This is a genomic window from Lysobacter enzymogenes (assembly GCF_017168095.1).
GTDB lineage: Bacteria > Pseudomonadota > Gammaproteobacteria > Xanthomonadales > Xanthomonadaceae > Lysobacter > Lysobacter enzymogenes_D.
In genome coordinates this window covers 1-5441 of record NZ_LXSD01000213.1, presented here as the reverse complement: position 1 = coordinate 5441, position 5441 = coordinate 1, and the positions used below count along the sequence as shown (strand labels likewise).

Genomic DNA, 5441 nt, shown 5'->3' with positions numbered 1-5441 from the left:
GGCCGGGGCGGGCGGTTCGGGCGAACCGGCGCGCGTCGCGGCCGCGCCGGCGCCCGCGTCCGCGTCCGCAGCCGCGCGGATCCTGGTGGCTGAGGACAGCCCGGTCAACCGCGAACTGATCCGCCGGCAACTGCTCGAACTCGGCCACGCCAGCCGGGTCTGCGGCGACGGGCGCGAGGCGTTGGCGGCGCTGGACGGCGGCGGTTACGGGTTGCTGCTCAGCGACTGCCGCATGCCGGAGCTGGACGGCTACGCACTGGCGCGCGCGATTCGCACCGACGAGGCCCGCCGCGGCGGCGCGCGCCTGGCGATCGTGGCGATCACCGCCAGCGCCTTGCCCGAGCAGATCGAACGCTGCCGCGCCGCCGGCATGGACGATTGGCTGATCAAGCCGGTGCGGTTGCAGGACCTGGAGCGCGTGCTGCAGCGTTGGCTGCCGGATCCGGCGGCGCCTGCCGCATCGACGCACGCCCCCGCGACGGGCGGCGAGCTGGGCGCCTTGGGCGCGGCCTTGCCGCTGCTGTTGCGCGAACTGCCGCGCGAGCGCGAGGACATCGCCGCGGCGCTGCGGGCGCAAGATCGCGCCGCGCTGGCGCACGCGCTGCATCGCTGCGCCGGGGCGATCGCGCTGTTCGACGCGGCGCTGGCGCAGCGCGCGCAGGCCTTGGAGACGGCGATCGCGCAGCAGCCGCTGCGCGACTGCGCGGCGGCGGTGCGCGAGTTGATCGACGAATTAGAGGGAATGCAGCGGCGCTGGCAGACGCTGGCGCGGCGGGTTTAGCCGGCGCGGCGGCCGGCCGCGGAGGCGGTCAGTGGCGCGCGCCGCTGGCGTCGGCGACCAGGTGCAGCGACGGCGGCGGATCGATCGCCAGCTCCTTCTCGAGTTCCTCGCGGAACTGTTCGAAGCTCACTCCGCGCTCGGCCAGTTCGCGGTCGGCCGCGCTGCGCAGGGCGCTGGAGCAGCCCAGGCTGACCTGGGCGCCGTCGCGCCGGTGCAGGGCCGCGGCGCGCTCGAGCAGGGCCAGCACCCGCGCGGCGCTTTCCGAGCCGCCGACGATGCGGCCGCCCAGGCCCAGGGTCCATTCGCCGTCGCGGCGGACGATGCCGCCGAGCAGGCGGCCCTGCGCGTCGCGCAGTTCGGCATGCGGTTCGATATTGGCCGCGGCCGGTGCGGCGCTGCGGGCGCGCTCGAGTTTGCGTTTCTTGGCGTCGCGGCGGGCCTTGGAGTTGATCGACATGGCAGGCTCCCTGGCCGCGATGAATGGCGTCCAGGACATCATAGCCGCGCGCCTGCGCAGGCCCAAGCCGAGCGCGGCGGGGCGGGAGTGCGACCGGGTGCGCGGTTCAGCGGGGCAGGGCGGCTGGCAGGAGAGCTTCGGGCCTGAAGGCCCTCCCACCACAGCGCAGGCGTCCGGCGCCGGCAAAGGCGATGGGCATCGGCAAGGGCCGATGGGCTGCATCGCGGCCTGTATCGTTGCCTGCGTCGGGGCCTGTGTCGGGCTTCGTCGGGCCTACATCCGGGCCTTCACCGGGCCCTGCTGTTGTGGGAGGGCCTTCAGGCCCGAAGCTTTCGTTCCCGATCGCCGGAAGCCCCCCGACCGGCCCCGCCGCGCAGCGGAGCCGGCCTCGCCGGGTCAATGCCGATGCGATCGCCCGTCGTCGTGGCGATGCGTTTGCCTGGCCGCAGGCGCCGCCTTCGCCTCGACCTCGCCTTGCCCGGGCGCATGCGCGTCGGCCCATGCCCGACGCTGTGCGCATCGCCCGGCTCATCGCCGCGCGCATGCGCCTCGCCGGCCGCGGCCTGCGCAGGTTCGCCTTCGCCGCTGTGCGCGTGCCCGTGCATGCCGCCGTGTCCGGACACGTCCTCGCCGCCGCCGTGCGAATGCCCGTCGCTGCGCGCGACCAGCGCGCGATAGCCCTGCGCATCCAGCGACGGCAGGCGGCCGAGGAAGGCGACCAGATCCCACAGGTGGCCGTCGTCCATGCTGCCGCCCCAGGCCGGCATGCCCGAGGCCTTGATGCCGTGCTTGATCGTCCAGAACGCGGACGCGGCATCGACTTCGCGCTGCGCCAGGTTCGGCGGCGCCGGATACAGCCCGCGCGCGAGTTCGCTCGGGCCGGCGCCCGGGCTCATGTGGCAGCCCGCGCACATCGCCGCGTAGTTGCCGGCGCCGCGGCGCACGCGCTCGGCGTCGTCGAGGTCGGCCGGCACCGTCAGCGCCTGCGCGCGCACCGCGATCGAGCGTTCGCGCGCGTACTCGAGCGCGGCGTACACCGGCCGGGTATGCGGCGCGTCGGCGCCGACGTCATAGATGCCGGCCCACAGCGCCGCCGCGCCGATCGCGCCCGCGGCCACGGCCGCGCCGCCGAGCCACAGCCCGGTTCTCAGGAGAGCGTTCATGGCCGCCCTCCGTCAGAACCACAGCCGCACGCCGGCGACCAGGCGGGTGTCTTCGACCCGCTCGCCATGCGCGCGCCGGTAATCGGCGGTGTCGCCGAACGCGCGTTCCCAGCTCAGGCCCACATACGGCGCGAACTTGCGGCTGATCTCGTAGCGCAGGCGCAGGCCGGCTTCGGCCGTGCTCAGGCCGGCGCCGGTTTCGCGGCGCGGATCGTCCTTGCCGTAGAACTCGACCTCGACCAGCGGCTGCAGGATCAGGCGGTTGGTCAGCAACAGTTCGTACTCGGCTTCCAGGTTCAGCGCGGTCTGCCCGCGTTCGCCCAGGTAGGCGGTGGCCGAGACTTCGAACTTGTACGGCGACAGCCCTTGCACGCCGAACGCGGCCCAGCTTTGCCCGCGCTGCGGGCGGAAGTCGTGGCGCACGCCGGCGACCACGTCCCACCACGGCGAGATCGCGCGGCCGTACAGCGCCTCCAGATTGGCCGATTCGGTGCGGCCTCGCTCGCGCTCGCCTTCGCTGCGCAGCCACAGCCGGTCGGTGTCGCTGCCGAACCAGGCCTGGCCTTCCCAGGCCTGGGCGCTGCCGCGATCGGCGTCGACCGCTTCCAGGCGGTTGATCACCACCATGCGGTTGAACTCGGGCGCGTGCTGCATGTGCAGGCTGATCGGCGGGAACGCGGCGGCGCGGTCGGCGTCGGTGACGGCGGGGATCGGTTCGCGCGGGGCTTGCGCGCGCGGCGCGGCGGCATGGCCCATCGCGGCGTGGTCCATTCCGGAATGATCCATCTGCGAGCGTTCCATCTTCGAATGGTCCATCGCCGCGCCTGCGGGCTTGGCCGGCGCGGCGTGGTTCATTGCCGCGTGGTCCATCGTCGAATGATCGGTCGCGGCGTCGGCATCGTCCTGCGCGGCGACCGGCTCGGGCGAATGGCCCATCGCGGCGTGGTCCGTCGCGGCCGTCTCGGCGGGCGCGGCCGTTTTCTTCGCCGGAGCTTTCTTGTTCGCGCCGTTGGTCTGCGCATGATCCATCCGCGAGTGGTCCATCCCCGAATGATCCATCGCAGCCGGCGCGGCCTGCGGCGTTTGCGCGGCGCTATCGCGCTGCTGCGCGATCGCGGCGAGCGACAGCGCCAGGGCCAGCGCGGCGCGGGGCAGGGCAGTGGTGGTCTTCATTCTTCGACCCTCACTTCGCGCATCATTCCCGCTTCCATGTGGTAGAGCAGATGGCAGTGGAAGGCCCAGCGGCCGAGCGCGTCGGCGCGCACGCGGTAGCTGCGGCGGGTCCCCGGCGGCATGTCGACGGTGTGCTTGCGCACCTGGAACTCGCCTTGCTCGTTCTCCAGGTCGCTCCACAGGCCGTGCAGGTGGATCGGGTGGGTCATCATGGTGTCGTTGACCAGGACGATGCGCAGGCGCTCGCCGTAGGTCAGCCGGATCGGCTCGGCGCCCATGAACTTCTGCCCGTCGAAGGACCAGGCGAACTTCTCCATGTGGCCGGTGAGGTGCAGCTCGATCTCGCGCCCGGGCTCGCGGCCGTCGGGATCGTCGAAGGTGCTGCGCAGGTCGGAATAGGTCAGCACCTTGCGGCCGTTGTCGCGCAGGCCGATGCCGGGGTCGTCGAGCTTGGGCGACACGCTCATCGCGCGCATGTCGATCAGGCGGTCGTCGCCGCCGGGCCTGGCGGCGGCGTGATCCATGCCGCCGTGGCCCATCGCGGCGTGGTCCATACCATCGGCGCTCGCGGTCTTCATGTTCGCGCCGCAGCCGCCCTCCATGCCTTTGCGCCTGGCGCCCATGCTGGCGCCGCAGCCGCCCTCCATGCCTTTGCGCCTGGCGCCCATGCTGGCGCCGCAGCCGCCTTCCATGCCTTTCATCGCAGACATGTCGTGGCCGCCGTGCCCGCCCATGCCGCCGTGGCCCATGTCCTGCATCGTCAGCAGCGGACGCGGATCGGTGCGCGGCACGTCAGCTTCCAGGCCCTGGCGCACGGCCAGGGTGCCGCGCACGTAGCCGGTGCGGGCGTTGTCCTGGCAGAAGATGGTGAACGCGTCCTGGCCCGAGGGTTCGACGATGACGTCGTAGGTTTCGGCCACCGCGATGCGGAACTCGTCGACGCTGACCGGATGCACCGGCATGCCGTCGGCGGCGACCACGGTCATCTTCAGGCCGGGGATGCGCACGTCGAAGTAGGTCATCGCCGAGCCGTTGACGAAGCGCAGCAGCACCTTCTCGCCGGGCTTGAACAGGCCGGTCCAGTTGCCCGCGGGGGTGACGCCGTTGAGCAGGTAGGTGTAGGTGTGGCCGTTGACGTCGGACAGGTCGGTCGGGGTCATGCGCATGCGGCCCCATTCGCCGCGGTCGCGCAGGGTCGCGGCCAGGCCCTTGTCGCCGACGTCGCGGATCGCGTCGCCGACGGTGCGCTTGTAGTAGTTGTCGTAACTCGACATCTGCTTGAGCCGGCGGAACAGCGCGGCCGGTTCCAGGTCGGTCCAGTCCGACAGCAGCAGCACGTGCTCGCGGTCGTAGCGATACGGATGCGGTTCGCGCGGGTCGATCACGATCGCGCCATACAGGCCGGCCTGTTCCTGGAACAGCGAATGGCTGTGGTACCAGTAGGTGCCGGACTGGCCGACGCGGAAGCGATAGACGTAGCTCTCGCCGGGGCGGATGCCGTCGAAGCTCAGGCCGGGCACGCCGTCCATGTTGGCCGGCAGGATCAAACCGTGCCAATGGATCGAGGTCATGCTTTCGCGCAGGCGGTTGGCCACGCGCAAGGTCACGGTGTCGCCTTCGCGCCAGCGCAGGATCGGCGCCGGCAGGCTGCCGTTGACGGTGACCGCGGGGCGCACCTTGCCGGTGAAGTTGACCTGGGTGGCGCCGATGTCGAGAGCGAAGTCGGTGCCGCTGAGCACGCGCGGCGCCTGCGCCATCGGCGCGGCGAAGGCGTTGCGCCACAGGCCGCTGCCGGCGATGGCGCCGCCGGCGGCGAGGCCGGCGACGAAGCGGCGGCGGCCGGGATCGGCGGGGGCGCCGAACGGGG

General features: G+C 72.4%; 5 protein-coding genes. 1 reads left to right on the top strand and 4 read right to left on the bottom strand.

The window, feature by feature from the left end:
• On the top strand, positions 1 to 781 hold a 781-nt coding region (locus A7A76_RS05425), incomplete at its 5' end, for a response regulator (protein ID WP_206410235.1).
• Between the two features lie 28 nt (positions 782 to 809).
• Here the strand turns inward: A7A76_RS05425 and A7A76_RS05420 are convergent.
• From A7A76_RS05420 to A7A76_RS05405, 4 genes are all read right to left on the bottom strand, one after another.
• Positions 810 to 1238 carry a hypothetical protein gene (locus A7A76_RS05420; RefSeq protein ID WP_206410234.1) on the bottom strand — a complete coding sequence of 143 codons (429 nt, stop codon included), beginning with the start codon at positions 1236 to 1238 and terminating at the stop codon, positions 810 to 812.
• Positions 1239 to 1555: 317 nt separating this feature from the next.
• Entirely contained in the window at positions 1556 to 2401 is an 846-nt protein-coding gene (locus tag A7A76_RS05415) for a c-type cytochrome (protein WP_206410233.1), read from the bottom strand.
• A 12-nt stretch (positions 2402 to 2413) separates the two neighbouring features.
• The gene (locus A7A76_RS05410) at positions 2414 to 3574 is read right to left on the bottom strand and encodes a copper resistance protein B (protein ID WP_206410232.1); all 1161 of its coding nucleotides are present in this window, start codon (positions 3572 to 3574) and stop codon (positions 2414 to 2416) included.
• The coding region (locus A7A76_RS05405) for a copper resistance system multicopper oxidase (RefSeq protein WP_241200743.1) at positions 3571 to 5441 on the bottom strand (1871 nt) is incomplete at its 5' end. The genes A7A76_RS05405 and A7A76_RS05410, both read right to left, overlap by 4 nt.